Genomic DNA, 14,753 nt, shown 5'->3' with positions numbered 1-14,753 from the left:
TTGTCTCAGCAAAAGAGTAGCCGTATTTCGTGAAAAAGCTGCGTAAATCTCCAGATCCTTCATCCGTGAAGTAATGGAAGATTTTTAAAAAAAGAGTGTCCTCCTTATCCTGATTGGCGATGATCAGTATATCCGTATGTTCATTTCCAAGCTGCACATAATTTTTTATATCAGCTGCCACTGTCATTTGGGTGCCAGTTACGCCTTTTGCTTTTAAGTCTGAAATTGCAGCAAGTAGTTCCGGATTAGAGTCAAAAACACCATATACGTTTTTTTCCATGTTTCTCCCCCTCCTTGTTACTCTACTTAAAATAAAATTCCTTTGTCATTATACCTTGCAGCTTTATCAATAAACAAGCAAATAGTCTATGGAGACGAACAAGGGAACCCTCTGCCTAAAGGGTTTTTTTAAAATAAACACGCTGTAGCAAACTCTGCAGTTTTATTAAAAAACGTTGCAGTTGATTTCAGAAATCCGCTCCCTTTCCGCCAACTGTCTGCCAAGCCACTTCAAAAAGCGGCTGCGGTGGCTCGGCTAGCCAGTAATCCGGCAGGAGTGCCGCACATTTCTTCAATCCAATAACGACTACAGTAAGAAAACAAACAAAAACAGCCTTATGCAGGCTGTTTTTGTTGCGTATCACAGATTGTCGGTATTGATGCGATTTTTGATGTATTCATCTTGTAAGCCTTCCTCTTGCTGTCCGCTGGCTGTCGGGCCCGCGGTCCGATCCAGTGATCCTTGAGCGTCCAGGTTTTTGTCAACATCGTCTGCAAACGGGTCGCTTTCCAGTGTTCCTTCATGAATCCCTGGTTTTTGCTTCTTGAATTTTTCTGTGGAATTCCCCCAGATTTCCCTTTCTTGAGCTCGCTTCATATCCAGCTCTTCATTTTCATAGATATTGGCGGAATTTCCGTGAAGCTCTTCGCTTCTTCCTGGCTGTGCTTCCATTTCCCTTGTTTGATAGGCATTCGCGGTTGTTTCCGGGAAAAGGTTCGGGTCCGGATTGTTCACCACCCCTGTTTTAAGCGGATTCTCTGCAGGTGCGTCCGTATCCTCGATGCGATTGGAAGTTATGTTCCCTCGTGCTGTTACGGATTCCGATTCATCTAAAAGAATGAGGAATTTTCCGGCCTCCACTTCATTTATATAAGCGGTCGCTTCACTATCGGCAAGCCCTAACTCACCTAGACGGTTCCTTATATCTTCAGAACCCTCGTTCAGGAAAAAGTGTTTCATTTTATCAATGAAGGATTCCTCGTCAGTGTTAGTAACGACGTCGACATCCGGATCATGCTTTTCATTAACGAAATCCAAATCTTCTTTCTTATCAGCCATTACCGTTATATCCCCTTCATGAACCCCCTTTTCCTTGAGGGATTGTATAGCCTGGATCATTTCTCTTTCCGTATTAAAAACACCATATAATGTTTTTCCCATGCATCTTCCTCCTCCTTTTTCCGATATTTCTTCTTATGTGTATTTATACCCTGATGGGTGCCAATTAAACAAAAAGGTTTGCCTTACCTAAGCTCGAACCTTTAATCAGCCTTTAAAAACCAAAAAGAAACCTGCAGTTTTTAAAACTGCAGGCTATTTCCTTCACTCTTAGAAGCGGTCGGTTCTACGTTCAGTTGCCCTTTTCTCATTCACGATCGATTCATCTGTACTGTCAAGCTGGATATCTTCCTTTTTAAGAGTATCCTGAACTTGTTCCGTTTCTTGTACAGCATGCTTCTTGATGACAATTTCATCGGTGACAACCGGTTTTTTCGAAACTTCCAGTTTTTCTTCAACAACCGGGATTCGTAATGTTTCCCCATCTTCAATGGTTCCGGTTTCCCGATTCGCTTCACGTCCTGAAACCGATCTATGCTCAACTGTCACTTCTTCGTGTTCAACAGGGACATTGATCGTTTTATGCTGTTCATTGACTTCTTTATTAATGACGACTTCTCCTGTCTGAACTCTTTCTTTGTCAATGTTCAGCTGTTCTTCCCGAAGTGTAAGTGTCCTTTCATCTTCTGGCAATTCACGGCCTTGTCCGTTGACTCCATAAACACCTTCTTTATTTAAAGCATCGGTTTTTTCCGTGCCATTATATAGTGGGTTGGTGGAGTTGGTATCAAGCCTTGTACCGGCAGTGTCCATTGTTCCGGTCGTGAATTTATCTCTTGCCGTTCCAAGATGGCCTTCACCTTCTTCAACCAGAACCAGGACTTTTCCATTTTCTACATCAAAGACATGTTCAGCCGCATCACTATTCGAAAGGCCTGCATTCGCCAATCTTGTTGAAAGGTCTGCCGTATCTTCCGGCATGAAGAAACGTGCCACCTTGTCCATAAACGATTCGTCGTTAGGAACATTCGTCATTGTGTGAACATCCGTTTCACGTTGATGGTTCGTGAAATCCAATGTTTCTTCCTTATCTGCGACGACCGTAATATCGTCCCCTTCAAAGCCCTTTGCCTTTAGTGCATTAATTGCTTGGATCACTTCTGCATTTGATTCATATACTCCATACACTGTTTTATTCATTTTACATTCCTCCTTAGGTTTTGTTGTTTCGTTTAGTGGATGCTATATATAAACAATACCCGCCATGTTCCTAAGTAAACGAGGAATCCATATTTCATTTTTGTTATATCATTTACAATTCGTTCTCAGCACAGAACGCATTTTTAATTGAAATCCAAGCTTTACAAGGGTTTCCCCCCAATTTATAAAAATGTAATGTTTAACCAAATCCTGCCATTTCATTTTTTTCATAAACTGCTTGTGATCTTTTTTTTCTTTTATAAAGCCACAGCCTTTATTAGCAGGTCCGCAATATGCACCGCTTTTGTGCATTCCCCCAAGTTTTCCCTCTCGATCCCCAATTGCATTTGCATCAGGCAGCCAGGGTTTGCCGTGACAACAATATCTGCCTGTGTCGATTTAGTGTGCTCCATTTTAGAGTCGAGAATGTTCATGGACATCCCTGATTCAACAATATTATATATCCCAGCTGAGCCGCAGCAGCGATCGGCATCCTTCATTTCCCTGAAATCGATTCCTTCTATTGATTGAAGGAGAATTCGCGGAGCCGAGGAGGTGTTCATCACATTCCGTAAGTGACAGGAATCCTGGAAAGTTACGGATTGAGCTGGCAGTTTCAGGCGAACTTTTTCCTGAAAACGCAAATCAACAAGGATCTGGCTGATATCTTTCAACTTATTTTTAAATGAGATTGCACGGTCGTGCCATTCCGGTTCATCTTGGAGCAGATGATCATAATCTATGAGAAAAGCGCCGCAGCCGCCGGCATTCGTAATGATATAATCAACTTCCTCCGTTTCAAAGGCTTCAATATTACGCTTGGCCAGTTGCTTTGCACCTGCTTTTTCACCACTGTGACCATGCAGCGCCCCGCAACAGGCCTGGGATTTCGGAATCACGATTTCGCAGCCGGCCAGCTGAAGAAGCTTAAGTGTAGCCTTGTTCGTTTCCAAAAACATCGTATCCATCAAGCAGCCGGAAAAGAAAGCCACCTTTTTGAGGGGGGTTCCGATAGCAGGCAGTTCGGTTGGCCGATTTTTCATTTCTGATTTTTTCGGGACTTTCGGCAGCACTTTTTCCATGGCTGCCAAATTATCCGGAAGCATGTTGAGGACTCCCGTTTTACGGGCCATGTATTGAAGGCCTGATTTCTGATAGAAGCCAAGCAAACTTGTCATGGTCTGCATTCGCTCCTGGTGCGGGAATAGTCCACTAAAAACGGCCTTGCGGATCGTTTTTACAGGGAAGCTGTGTTTTTTATTCTGATGGATGATATCCCTTGCTTCCTCAAGAAGATGTCCGTATTTCACACCAGAAGGGCACACAGGTTCACAAGCCCTGCAGCCGAGGCAAAGACTCAACGACCGTTCTACATCCCTATCTGGCTCAATCACGCCATCGGCCACCGCTTTCATAAGTGCAATCCGGCCCCTTGGTGAATGGGATTCCTTCAGCCCCGATTCTATGTATGTCGGGCAATGGGGTAAGCAAAAGCCGCAGCGCATACAATTCAACATTTCATCTTCATTCATTTTTTCCGCGAATTGAATGGCAATGGTTTCCCTTTCCTGAACTGTCGTCATGTAGAAACCACCACCCTTTTCCTGGTTTCCTTGGCAAATACTTTGCCGGGATTCATGATGCTATTGGGATCGAAAGCCTGTTTAATCGCCCTCATGGCATCAATCCCTTCTTTCTTCAGCTTCCATTCAAGATACGGGGCCTTCATCGCTCCTACACCATGTTCACCGGTTATCGTCCCGCCAAGGTCGATAGCCGCGGCAAAAATGTCGGCAAAAGCGAGCTCCACCCTCTCCATTTCCTCATGATCACGAGCGTCGGTAATGCATGTCGGATGGAGGTTCCCATCCCCAGCATGACCGAACGTGCAAATGTCCACGTTATGCTTGTCAGCGATCTCATTAATCGCTCTAACCATTTTGGCAATTTCCGAGCGAGGAACGGTGGCATCTTCCAAAATGGTCGTCGGCTTGAGGCGTGCCAATGCGGAAAGTGCTGTCCGTCTTGCCGTTTTCAAGGCGACAGCGTCAGATTCAGTTTCGGCAATTTCCACGGAAACCGCCTTTTCCTCCAGACAGATATCGGCCATTCTTTTCATATCACGTTCCACCACTTCAGGCGGTCCATCCTGTTCAATCAGCAGGACGGCTTCCACATTGGTAGGTAAACCGATTTTCGCAAAGTCCTCAACCACGATCAACGTCGGCCGATCCAGAAATTCCAATGTCACAGGAATGATCTTATTTGAAATGATCTTGGCCACTGACTGGGCTGCAGCATCCAGGTCTTGATATAAGGCAAGCATCGTCTTAGTCGTTTCCGGCATTGGAATCAGCTTTAAGGTCGCTTCCGTAACGATGCCCAAGGTCCCTTCCGATCCGACAAAAAGTTTCGTTAAATCATAACCGGCTACATCTTTGGCAAGCTTGCCCCCTGTTCGAATGATGTCCCCATTTGGAAGGACCACTTCAAGCCCGATGACATAATCACGGGTGACTCCATACTTTAAGCCTCGCAGTCCACCAGAATTCTCATTAATATTGCCGCCAATCGTGGAGATTTTCATCGAACTTGGATCCGGCGGATAAAACAATCCCTTCTCTTCAACTGCTGAAATCAAGTCCAAAGTGATGAGCCCAGGCTGTACGGTCGCCGTTAAGTTCTCCTCATCTATTTCAAGTAATGAATTCATTCGATTGAATAAAAGGACAAGCCCCCCCTCTGTCGGGCATGTGCCTCCGCTTAAATTCGTCCCAGACCCGCGTGGAACGATCGGAACATTGTATTCGTTGCAAACTTTGACGATGGCTGCGACTTCAGCTGTGCTGCCCGGTTTGATGACAGCATCCGGCATCGCTTGAAACCCAGGCGTTGCATCATATGAATAGACTAGACATTCCACTTTCGAGTCATCGTAATTCTCCTGACCGACGATGGTAAGAAGCAGCTGCTTAACCTGCTTTGTTAACATGTACATCCTCCTCATATAAACATAGGAAATTCTAGATTTTTAATATGATGTAAGTATAAGAAAAAAACACTCGGCCTTCTATGTATGAACATATAAAGTTTTGAGCTTTACATAGAATTAATTTGTATGTTTATCCAATACACTTACTGCTAAATACATCGTGACTAAATCGGCTAGCTTCCTAGGATTCAGCCGGGTCAAATCCTCTATGCGCTTGAGCCTGTAATGGAGGGTATTAATATGGATATGCAGGGCTCTAGCCGTCTCTTTTAAAGATAGATCACATGCAAAATACATGGTAAGGGTTTTAAGCAGCTCCTCATTAGGAAGCAACTCCTGAATCGTCCGGGATAAATATTCCTGTCTTGTTTCAGCGGTAACTTCATCAAGCAGGACCTCAAGTTTCAAGTCCTCGTCAAATATGATACCTGATGAAGAAGACGCGATTTTCAAGGAACGTTCCGCTTTAAAAAACGCTGGCCTGAAAGCGGATCCTGATGCACGTGAACTAACTCCTGCACACACTTTATAACCCGAACTCTCTTCCAGCTTTTTTTGCAGTTTACTTAGTTTCATATATTGCTGGTTTTTTGAACCGATGAAATCGGCCATTGAAAGAATGACGAACCGGTTCCTCCCCCAACGTACTGCGATGTCATTGGGATGCTGCTGTCTTATGAATATCTGAAGCGTTCTCCATACATGAGGTTCAATGATTTCCTCCGTCTTGAATTCACCAAGGGTGATGATCCGGTCCGCATGAACATCGACCCCAAGTAACTTGGCCTTCTGAAGGAAGTGCTCATTGAACGTCTGCAGCTGATGCCATTCAAACACAAAGAATTCCATCAGACGTGATTGGGATTCTGATTGTTCAATATGATAGCTTTCCTGAATGAACATCTCCGTCATCTTTTTTAATAGTTCCGCATAAGGGGAAACATGTTTGGGGTCACCTGTAATTCCAATGACACAAACGGCTTCCTGATTAAAGAAAATAGGCAGGTTTATCCCTGCCTTCACTCCTTTCCAACTTCGTTCATCCTGTTTATTGATGATCAATTTCTCACGATTGTTGAAAGCGTGGATGGCTCCTTCATGAAAAGATCCAATACGGCTGCCATCGGTGCTGGCGATAATCATGCCAGCATGATCAATAATGATGATCTCCTCATCAATCAGTTTTCGAACCTCATGCACCAATTTTCCTGCAACAGCTGCCAATTGCATGATATGTCCTCCTTTTTTGAATGGACTTGAAAATATTTCGAGGCTCCCCGATGAAAAAGGGAGCCTCATTCTACTTATGGAATCATCCAGGAAAGGACGCCATTTTGCAAGAAGGTAATCACACAAACAAGCAGCAATAAAAATAAGCTATGTTTAAGCGTGAATCTCAATAATTCCGATTCCCTGCCCGCCAATCCTACGGCAGCACAAGCTATCGCTATCGATTGGGGGGAAATCATCTTTCCGGTGACCCCTCCGGAAGAGTTCGCCGCCAGTGCCAGGACCGGTTCCATCCCCACTTTAAGCGCAGTCACTTTCTGCAGACTGCCAAATAAGAGGTTGGCTGATGTATCCGATCCGGTAATGAACACACCCAGCCAGCCGAGAACAGGTGCGAAGAAAGGAAATAAATCACCCGATTTTGCCAGGGTCATCCCTAATGTTGTCGACATGCCTGAAGCATTCGTCACATAAGCAAAAGCGACCACGGTAGAAATCATCAAGATTGGTTTGGCCAACTCTTTCATCGCTTCAACAAAGGTGCCATAAAAGTCTTTTGCAGACATGCGTGCGATGAACTTCGTTACGATGGCAGCCAGTAAAATGGCCGTCCCGGCCGCTCCGAGCAATTCTATTTTATAGAAAGCCGCAATCGGCAATCCATTGCTTCCGATTATCTCATTATGCAGACCTGGCACTTCGATTTGGAAGGTTAATAGTTTCCCGATTTCATTGATTCCGCCAAGCAGCACATTGTTGCCTTCATAATGTCCGGATAGTGCCGGCTTTATTGGGTTCATCCCCCATATTGTGATGAAAAGCGTTAACAGAAGGAATGGTGACCAAGCATGGAATATCTGCCATTTCGTGTATTTTGTTTCCGTTTCGGCTGTATATAATGGTTCGACAGCAGCTGCCGTTTCCTCTGATGCAAAGCGAAAGATCGTTTTAGGTTTCCAGAATTTAAGGAAAATCGCCAAAGCAAACAGTGACACTAACGCGGATAGGATGTCGGGTAATTCGGGCCCAAGAAAATTCGAACTTAAGTATTGTGTGATGGCAAAGGAAATTCCGGAAACCAAAATTGCCGGCAAGACCTCAAGCGACCTCTTCCACCCAGTCATGATTAAAATGAGATAAAGCGGAATGAAAGCCGAAAGGAATGGCAATTGGCGGCCGACCATTTTGGAAATCTCCATGGCGGCTATGCCAGTGGGGCCTTCCATGGCGATGATCGGTATTCCAACCGCCCCGAATGCTACCGGAGCGGTATTCGCGATCAAACAAATCCCGGCTGCATATAGCGGGTTAAAGCCGAGAGCGACTAAAAGCGCGGCTGAAATGGCGACCGGTGCTCCAAATCCCGCAGCACCTTCTAAAAAGGCCCCGAAAGAAAATGCCACCAATAATGCCTGGAGGCGCCGATCTTCCGTAAGCGAAAGCACAGAAGAACGAATGATATTGAATTGTCCGCTTTTAACAGTCATCTTGTACAAAAATACGGAAGTGATGATTATCCATCCGATTGGGAGCAGCCCATATACGCCTCCTTGTGAAGCGGACATCACTGCTTTTCCTGCAGGCATCCCATATATCAATACAGCCACTGCAAGAGCTACAAGCAACGTGGTTATACCTGCCATGTAACCTTTCATGCGTTTGATGGTAAGCGCCCAGAAAAAGTAAAGAATTGGAATGAGTGCGGCAAGAGATGATAAAACTAAATTATCGGTGATCGGCGTAAAGTTTTGTGTCCATGTCATTCATTTCGACTCCTTTTTCAATAAATTTTTTAAAAAATTCAGAAATTAAACGCTAATTGAAACCCCTTACATATTTAAATATTCAAAGTCATCAGATGACTTGATGAGTACTCATTTAAATTAAATGATTGAAAATATAAAATCAAGATTTTTTTTATTTTTTGTTGATTTTTTAACGCTTCTGGAAGTGTCAAAGATCATTTGTGTTATATAATATTAACTAGAGAAACTCATAGAAAATAGAGGTGCTACTACTTGGTATATAAAAAAATAAAGCCGAAAAAAATTTATGAAGAAGTCAGCGATGAACTTTATGAAATGATTCGGTCAGGCAGCCTGAAACCAGGTGAACAATTGGATTCCATTCAGCAGCTTGCGGAAAATTTCCAAGTCGGGCGCCCGGCCATCCGCGAAGCATTAAGTGCATTGAGTTCAATGGGTCTTATTGAAATAAAACAAGGTGAAGGAACATTCGTCAAAACCTTCGACCCTGCCATCATGAACCACCCATTGTCTGCCGCCCTTTTGATGGATCAAGACAATATCAAGCATTTACTGGAAGTTCGGAAAATCCTTGAGTCCGGTACGGCAGAAGTGGCAGCGAAGAAGAGGACGGAAGAAAACCTTATCGAACTCAAGGACATGCTTTTTAATATGGACAAGGTCTCGGATGATGAAGAGCTAAGTGATAAAGCGGATATCTCCTTCCATGTTGCCGTGGCAAACGCATCACAAAATGAGCTGCTGATTACATTGATGAACCATGTTTCAGAATTAATGACGGAAAAGATGCGTGATATCCGCCGGGTTGCGCTTTATTCCGAAGAGATGACACTCAAGCAGCTTTACCAGCAGCATGTCAGGATATATGACGCAATCGTGGCACAGGATGAAGACGGAGCCCGCAGTGCCATGCTGTTTCATCTTCAAAGCGTCGAGGAATCGCTGGACCGGGTCATCCAAAAAAATCAGCATAAGAATCATTGACATTCCTTTAAATTTCAAAAATACCCTATACAAAAAAGGATTAAATTGATATATTATTTTGAAAACGATTACTTCATTTAAAAAATCTTGGAAATTGGTATCTTCACTTAGCCATTTCCTTTTTCCATTTTCTAGTCATCAGATGACCTGTTAACCTATTTTGAAAAAGGAGGAGTTCAGATTGAAAGTTACTCTCTTTGCAACATGTTTAGTGGATTTGTTTCAATCCAATGTCGGCAAAGCGACAGTGGAGCTACTCGAGAGATTAGGCTGTGAGATCGATTTCCCGGAGTCCCAGATATGCTGCGGACAGCCGGCATATAATAGCGGATATACGAAGGAATCGAAGGAAGCCATGAAAAAGATGATTAAAACGTTCGCGGATGCTGAATACATCGTAACCCCTTCCGGTTCCTGTGCAGCAATGTTCAAGGAATATCCGGTTCTTTTCAAAGGCGATCCCGTATGGGAAAGGAAAGCGGCATCATTAGCTGCTAAAACATATGAATTGTCCCAATTCATCGTGGATGTCTTAAAAGTGACCGACGTCGGGGCGACCCTCAAGGGAAAGGCCACTTATCATACTTCATGCCATATGACACGGCTGCTTAAGGTGAAGGAAGCCCCTGCCATTTTATTAAGCCATGTCAGGGGACTGGAAATGACACCACTTCCGGATGCCCAAAACTGCTGCGGGTTCGGGGGGACCTTTTCGGTTAAGATGGGTGACATTTCCGGGCAAATGGTCGAGGAGAAGGTATGCAATATTGAAGCTACCGGTGCCGACTTTTTAATCGGCGGGGATGCAGGATGTTTGATGAATATCGGCGGACGGATCCAAAGGAAGGGGCAACCGGTGAAAGTCCTTCACATTGCGGAAGTCCTGAATAGCATTTAAAGAAAGCGAGGAGGGAAAAACTAATGGCTATGAAAACCAGCTCTGCCAAATTTAAAGACCGGGTGGATGAAGGAATACATAATGACTTTATGCGATTGGCCGTATCCAGTGCCCAAGAACGATTACACGGACGGCGGCTGACTGCCGTTGATGAATTGGGAAGCTGGGAGGATTGGCGATCCCTTGGGGAAGAAATCCGGCAGCATGTGCTCAGTAACCTTGATTTCTATTTGCACCAGCTTGCCGAAAACGTTTCGAAAAGGGGCGGTCATGTCTTTTTCGCTGAAACCGCTGAACAAGCAAGCGGCTACATTAAGGATGTCATTGTAAAAAAGAATGCCAAAAAGGTCGTGAAATCCAAATCGATGGTCACGGAAGAGATCAATTTGAATGCAACTCTTGAGGCAGTTGGCCTCGATGTCGTTGAAACGGACCTTGGAGAATACATTTTACAAGTGGATGATCATGATCCCCCTTCCCATATCGTCGCACCTGCGCTCCATAAAAATAAAGAGCAGATCAGGGATGTTTTTAAAGAAAAGCTTGCCTATACGCAAACCGAAAAACCGGAGGAGCTTACCGCCCATGTGCGGGGCATTCTGCGGAAAGATTTCTTAAGCGCCGATGTGGGCATTACCGGCTGTAATTTTGCGATTGCGGAAACGGGCTCGATCGGACTGGTGACGAATGAAGGAAATGCCGATTTGGTCACTGCCCTCCCAAAAACGCAAATCACCGTGATGGGAATGGAACGGCTTGTACCTACATTCGATGAATTCGAAGTCCTTGTCAGCTTATTGACAAGAAGCGCTGTCGGCCAAAGATTGACCAGTTACATCACCGCACTTACCGGTCCGCGTGATGAAGGCGATGCAGACGGACCCGAGGAGTTTCACCTTGTTATCGTAGATAATGGCCGCTCCTCCATCTTAGGGACTGAGTTTCAATCCGTTCTTCAATGCATTCGCTGTGCTGCCTGTATAAATGTCTGTCCGGTCTATCGCCAGGTTGGCGGTCATTCATATGGTTCAATATACCCCGGACCAATCGGTGCTGTGCTTTCACCTTTACTCGGAGGATATGATGATTTCAAGGAACTGCCATATGCCTCCACTCTTTGTGCAGCCTGTACGGATGCCTGTCCGGTTAAGATTCCTCTCCATGATTTACTGAGGAAGCATCGGGAAGTCATCGTTGAAAAGGAAAAAATGGCGCCGTTTTCAGAAAAGATGGCCATGAAGGCCTTCGGAATTGGTGCGGCATCGCCTATGCTTTATAAGTTCGGCTCCAAAATGGCCCCATCAGCGATGTCACCTTTTAAAACCGGGGATATCATCTCGAAAGGACCGGGACCGCTCAAAACTTGGACAGAAAGCCGCGAGTTCCCTGCTCCAACGAAAGAGAGCTTTCGGGACTGGTTCAAAAATCGGGAAAAAGGAGGGAAACCATCATGAATGGAACCATCCATAATGAAGGGACCTTTTTAAACAATATAGCCAAAAACCTGGGAAGGGCTCCTATTACGAAAGGCATCTCCGTTCCGGAATGGAAGCATGCCCCCCAAAAAGAAGTTTTGAAACATGCGACACAAAATGATCTTGTCGCGGAATTGAAGGAGCAATGTAAACGGGTGCATACTCCATTTCACGTTACCGACTCCAAGCAAGTGGTGAATTGCTTAACACAAGTGATCGAGGAACTTGGAAACGGACCCGTGATCATCCCTAAGGACGATCGATTTACCGAGTATGGGTTAGAGGATATCTTAAAGGAAAATGATGTCCATATATGGGATCACCAAGCCGGGAATGAAAATATCGAAAAAGCAGAAAGAGCTAACATCGGAATCACTTTCAGTGAGATGACACTAGCAGAATCAGCGACCGTCGTCTTGTTCAGCGACAAGGACCACGGCCGTTCCATCAGCTTCCTTCCTTCCTGCCATGTTTCCATCATTCCAAAAAGCACCATCGTTCCGCGAATGACCCAGGCTGCTGCGGCCATCCGTTCAAAGGTTACCCGGGGCGAAGTCGTTCCTCCCTGCATCAATTTCATAACAGGGCCGAGCAATTCGGCTGATATCGAAATGGACCTTGTCGTCGGCGTCCATGGACCCATCAAAGCCGTCTATATTATCGTCGAAGACAAGTAGAAATAAGAAAAAGAAAATGGAGAGGACCTAAATTAGGCCTCTCCATTTTTAACTTACTATATTACTCGTAAATGATCCGATCAACCGCTTCGCGATCGAGTCGTTTAATCACTTCGACAATGAGCTTAACTGCATTCTCATAATCATCCCTGTGAAGCATTGCTGCGTGTGAATGAATGTAGCGTGTGGCAATCGTGATCGCCAGAGCGGGAACACCATTTGCCGTTAAATGGATGGAGCCGGCATCCGTCCCGCCGCCCGGAATCGATTCGTATTGATAAGGAATATTCATTTCATCAGCTGTGTCGGTGACGAAATCGCGTAATCCCTTATGTGCCACCATCGATGAATCATAGATGACGATTTGCGGGCCTTCCCCCATCTTGCTCATCGCTTCTTTTTCGGAAATCCCCGGTGTATCACCAGCAATGCCGACATCGACGGCAAAACCGATATCCGGCTGAATTTTGAATGTGGATGTCTTGGAGCCACGCAGGCCGACCTCTTCTTGCACTGCGCCAATTCCATAAACTACGTTAGGATGGTCGCTGTCTTTCAGCTGTTTAAGCACATCAATGGCGATTGCACAGCCAATTCGATTGTCCCAGGCTTTGGCGAGCAGCATCTTTTCATTATTCATAACCGTGAATTCAAAATATGGCACAACCATATCCCCTGGCTTGACGCCCCATTCCTTAACCTCTTCTTTACTGGATGCACCAATATCAATAAACATATCCTTAATATCAATCGGCTTCTTCCGCGCCTCCGCTGACAGGATATGTGGCGGCTTGGAACCGATAATGCCCGTTATATCACCTTTACCTGTAACGATCGTCACGCGCTGGGCCAGCATTACCTGTGACCACCAGCCCCCTACCGGCTGAAAACGCAAAAATCCTTTATCATCAATTTGGGTGATCATGAAACCGACTTCGTCCATATGCCCGGTAACGACGATTTTCGGTCCGTTTTCATCCCCCGTTTTCTTGGCAATCAAACTTCCCAGGCCATCTGTCGATATTTCATCCGCAAATGGTGTTATGTATTCGGTCATCACTTTTCTTACTTCACTTTCATTTCCTGCAATGCCTTTAGCATCCGTTAAGGCAGCAAGCATCTTTAACGTTTCATCCAATTGAGCCATTCCCTTACCTCCTTATAACTTACATTACAAGAATAATTATACAGACAAACGATTTCATAAACAATCAGTAGCCTTGCTTTTGCCTTTCGTAGTTCACTTCATTTTTGCTTACATATGCTTTTTCCACATCCGCTGCCGAGAATCCGAGCAACTCCCCCAAATGTAAATAAGCAGTAAAAACCTTTTGGTAAGATGACTCTGTCAACTGTGTGCGAAATTCACTGATGTAGCCGTAAATGGCAGTAAATTGAACCGTCAAATCCTCCTGATTCATCTTTAGGGCAGATGGAGCTTCCGGTACGAATCCCCGTTCGATCCCGAGTGACAAAATGAAATGAATGCCATCCACGTATTCAGCCAAAATCGTTTCTTTATCAGAGGGTCCTTTAAGACTCCAGAATTTAAAACATCTTGTTTCATTGGCAAGCTCTCCAAGCTCCACTAAAAGAGCAAGTATCTTCCGTTCCACCAAGTCTTCCGCACCCAAATCATGCTTGGATTGTATATGCTCATCCAAAGCTGCCTGCATTTCCATTAATTTACTTATATTCATTTTCATCACTTCTTTCCTTCGTCTTCCCCTAAATTATATCAAATAAATGAAACTTATTAAAAACCCATACGTAAATGAAAGGGAATCACTCTGTTTAAGGAGGTAGCTCCATGGTATTGATCATGCGGTTCATTCTTTTGGCTCTCATCATTTTCTTAATTTATACAGTCATTAAATACCTATTTAATCCGAAAAGAAAATTAGAGCTGGCACATGAACAGAAAAAATTCTTTCTGCTCGACGATACAGCCAATATACGAAAGAATTTTTTATTGACGTACAACGGGGTGATGTTTGAAGGGGAAAAGTATTTAGGGACGACGGAACGCTCCTTCGAGGTCATCTCCATCTTCATATGGCCTAAAAAAGTGGCAGGCCTGAAAGGCTTGAAGCGAAATGACTTCTTAAAAATCGAGGCAGCCATAAAAAAACAATATCCTGATGCCGTTATTGATTGGAAGAGCCCAGTCAAGGAGTTCTTACAAAATTGAA

15 protein-coding genes are annotated in these 14,753 nt (G+C 44.6%); 5 read left to right on the top strand and 10 right to left on the bottom strand.

Annotated elements, in window-relative coordinates; genetic code table 11:
- The 8 genes from ADA55_RS07200 to ADA55_RS07170 form a co-directional block, all read right to left on the bottom strand.
- Positions 1 to 280 (bottom strand): general stress protein (locus tag ADA55_RS07200; RefSeq protein ID WP_048681227.1); only part of this gene is annotated, 280 nt, incomplete at its 3' end.
- Positions 281 to 467: 187 nt separating this feature from the next.
- Positions 468 to 644 (bottom strand): hypothetical protein, encoded by a 177-nt coding sequence (locus ADA55_RS29215; RefSeq protein WP_153246103.1) that lies wholly within the window; start codon positions 642 to 644, stop codon positions 468 to 470.
- Positions 641 to 1,441 (bottom strand): general stress protein, encoded by an 801-nt coding sequence (locus tag ADA55_RS07195; RefSeq protein WP_048681225.1) that lies wholly within the window; start codon positions 1,439 to 1,441, stop codon positions 641 to 643. Before ADA55_RS07195 ends, ADA55_RS29215 begins: the two co-directional genes overlap by 4 nt.
- Positions 1,442 to 1,609: 168 nt before the next feature.
- Positions 1,610 to 2,539: a YsnF/AvaK domain-containing protein gene (locus ADA55_RS07190; protein WP_048681222.1), complete on the bottom strand. Its 930-nt coding sequence runs from the start codon at positions 2,537 to 2,539 to the stop codon at positions 1,610 to 1,612.
- 257 nt (positions 2,540 to 2,796) lie between these two features.
- Positions 2,797 to 4,122: a (Fe-S)-binding protein gene (locus tag ADA55_RS07185; protein WP_048681219.1), complete on the bottom strand. Its 1,326-nt coding sequence runs from the start codon at positions 4,120 to 4,122 to the stop codon at positions 2,797 to 2,799.
- Positions 4,119 to 5,531 carry a glycolate oxidase subunit GlcD gene (gene glcD / locus ADA55_RS07180; RefSeq protein ID WP_048681217.1) on the bottom strand — a complete coding sequence of 471 codons (1,413 nt, stop codon included), beginning with the start codon at positions 5,529 to 5,531 and terminating at the stop codon, positions 4,119 to 4,121. The genes ADA55_RS07185 and glcD overlap by 4 nt, the downstream gene beginning before the upstream one ends.
- Positions 5,532 to 5,648: 117 nt before the next feature.
- Positions 5,649 to 6,761 (bottom strand): PucR family transcriptional regulator, encoded by a 1,113-nt coding sequence (locus tag ADA55_RS07175; protein WP_048681214.1) that lies wholly within the window; start codon positions 6,759 to 6,761, stop codon positions 5,649 to 5,651.
- 74 nt (positions 6,762 to 6,835) lie between these two features.
- A complete protein-coding gene (locus ADA55_RS07170) occupies positions 6,836 to 8,524 on the bottom strand; it encodes an L-lactate permease (protein ID WP_048681210.1) in 1,689 nt (562 codons plus the stop codon).
- Between the two features lie 255 nt (positions 8,525 to 8,779).
- Between ADA55_RS07170 and ADA55_RS07165 the strand changes: the two genes are divergently transcribed.
- From ADA55_RS07165 to ADA55_RS07150, 4 genes are all read left to right on the top strand, one after another.
- Complete coding sequence (locus ADA55_RS07165) at positions 8,780 to 9,511, top strand: FadR/GntR family transcriptional regulator (protein ID WP_048681207.1); 732 nt, start codon at positions 8,780 to 8,782, stop codon at positions 9,509 to 9,511.
- 181 nt (positions 9,512 to 9,692) lie between these two features.
- Positions 9,693 to 10,409, top strand: coding sequence for a (Fe-S)-binding protein (locus ADA55_RS07160; protein ID WP_048681204.1), 717 nt, complete (start codon positions 9,693 to 9,695; stop codon positions 10,407 to 10,409).
- A 23-nt stretch (positions 10,410 to 10,432) separates the two neighbouring features.
- Positions 10,433 to 11,863, top strand: coding sequence for a LutB/LldF family L-lactate oxidation iron-sulfur protein (locus ADA55_RS07155; RefSeq protein WP_048681201.1), 1,431 nt, complete (start codon positions 10,433 to 10,435; stop codon positions 11,861 to 11,863).
- Positions 11,857 to 12,561, top strand: coding sequence for a LutC/YkgG family protein (locus ADA55_RS07150; protein WP_221408528.1), 705 nt, complete (start codon positions 11,857 to 11,859; stop codon positions 12,559 to 12,561). Before ADA55_RS07155 ends, ADA55_RS07150 begins: the two co-directional genes overlap by 7 nt.
- Positions 12,562 to 12,622: 61 nt before the next feature.
- Here the strand turns inward: ADA55_RS07150 and ADA55_RS07145 are convergent, their stop codons facing one another.
- Positions 12,623 to 13,708: a M42 family metallopeptidase gene (locus ADA55_RS07145; RefSeq protein WP_048681196.1), complete on the bottom strand. Its 1,086-nt coding sequence runs from the start codon at positions 13,706 to 13,708 to the stop codon at positions 12,623 to 12,625.
- A 64-nt stretch (positions 13,709 to 13,772) separates the two neighbouring features.
- Positions 13,773 to 14,261, bottom strand: a complete 489-nt coding sequence (locus ADA55_RS07140; RefSeq protein ID WP_048681241.1) for a dUTP diphosphatase — start codon at positions 14,259 to 14,261, stop codon at positions 13,773 to 13,775.
- Positions 14,262 to 14,371: 110 nt separating this feature from the next.
- Between ADA55_RS07140 and ADA55_RS07135 the strand changes: the two genes are divergently transcribed.
- Positions 14,372 to 14,752, top strand: a complete 381-nt coding sequence (locus ADA55_RS07135; RefSeq protein WP_048681192.1) for a hypothetical protein — start codon at positions 14,372 to 14,374, stop codon at positions 14,750 to 14,752.
- Position 14,753: the final 1 nt, after the last annotated feature.

This window comes from Bacillus sp. 220_BSPC (assembly GCF_001054655.1).
In the GTDB taxonomy this organism is placed as follows: Bacteria; Bacillota; Bacilli; order Bacillales; family DSM-1321; genus Peribacillus; species Peribacillus frigoritolerans.
Note: the sequence above shows the minus strand (reverse complement) of the source record. Positions and strands in the feature narration are given on the sequence as shown.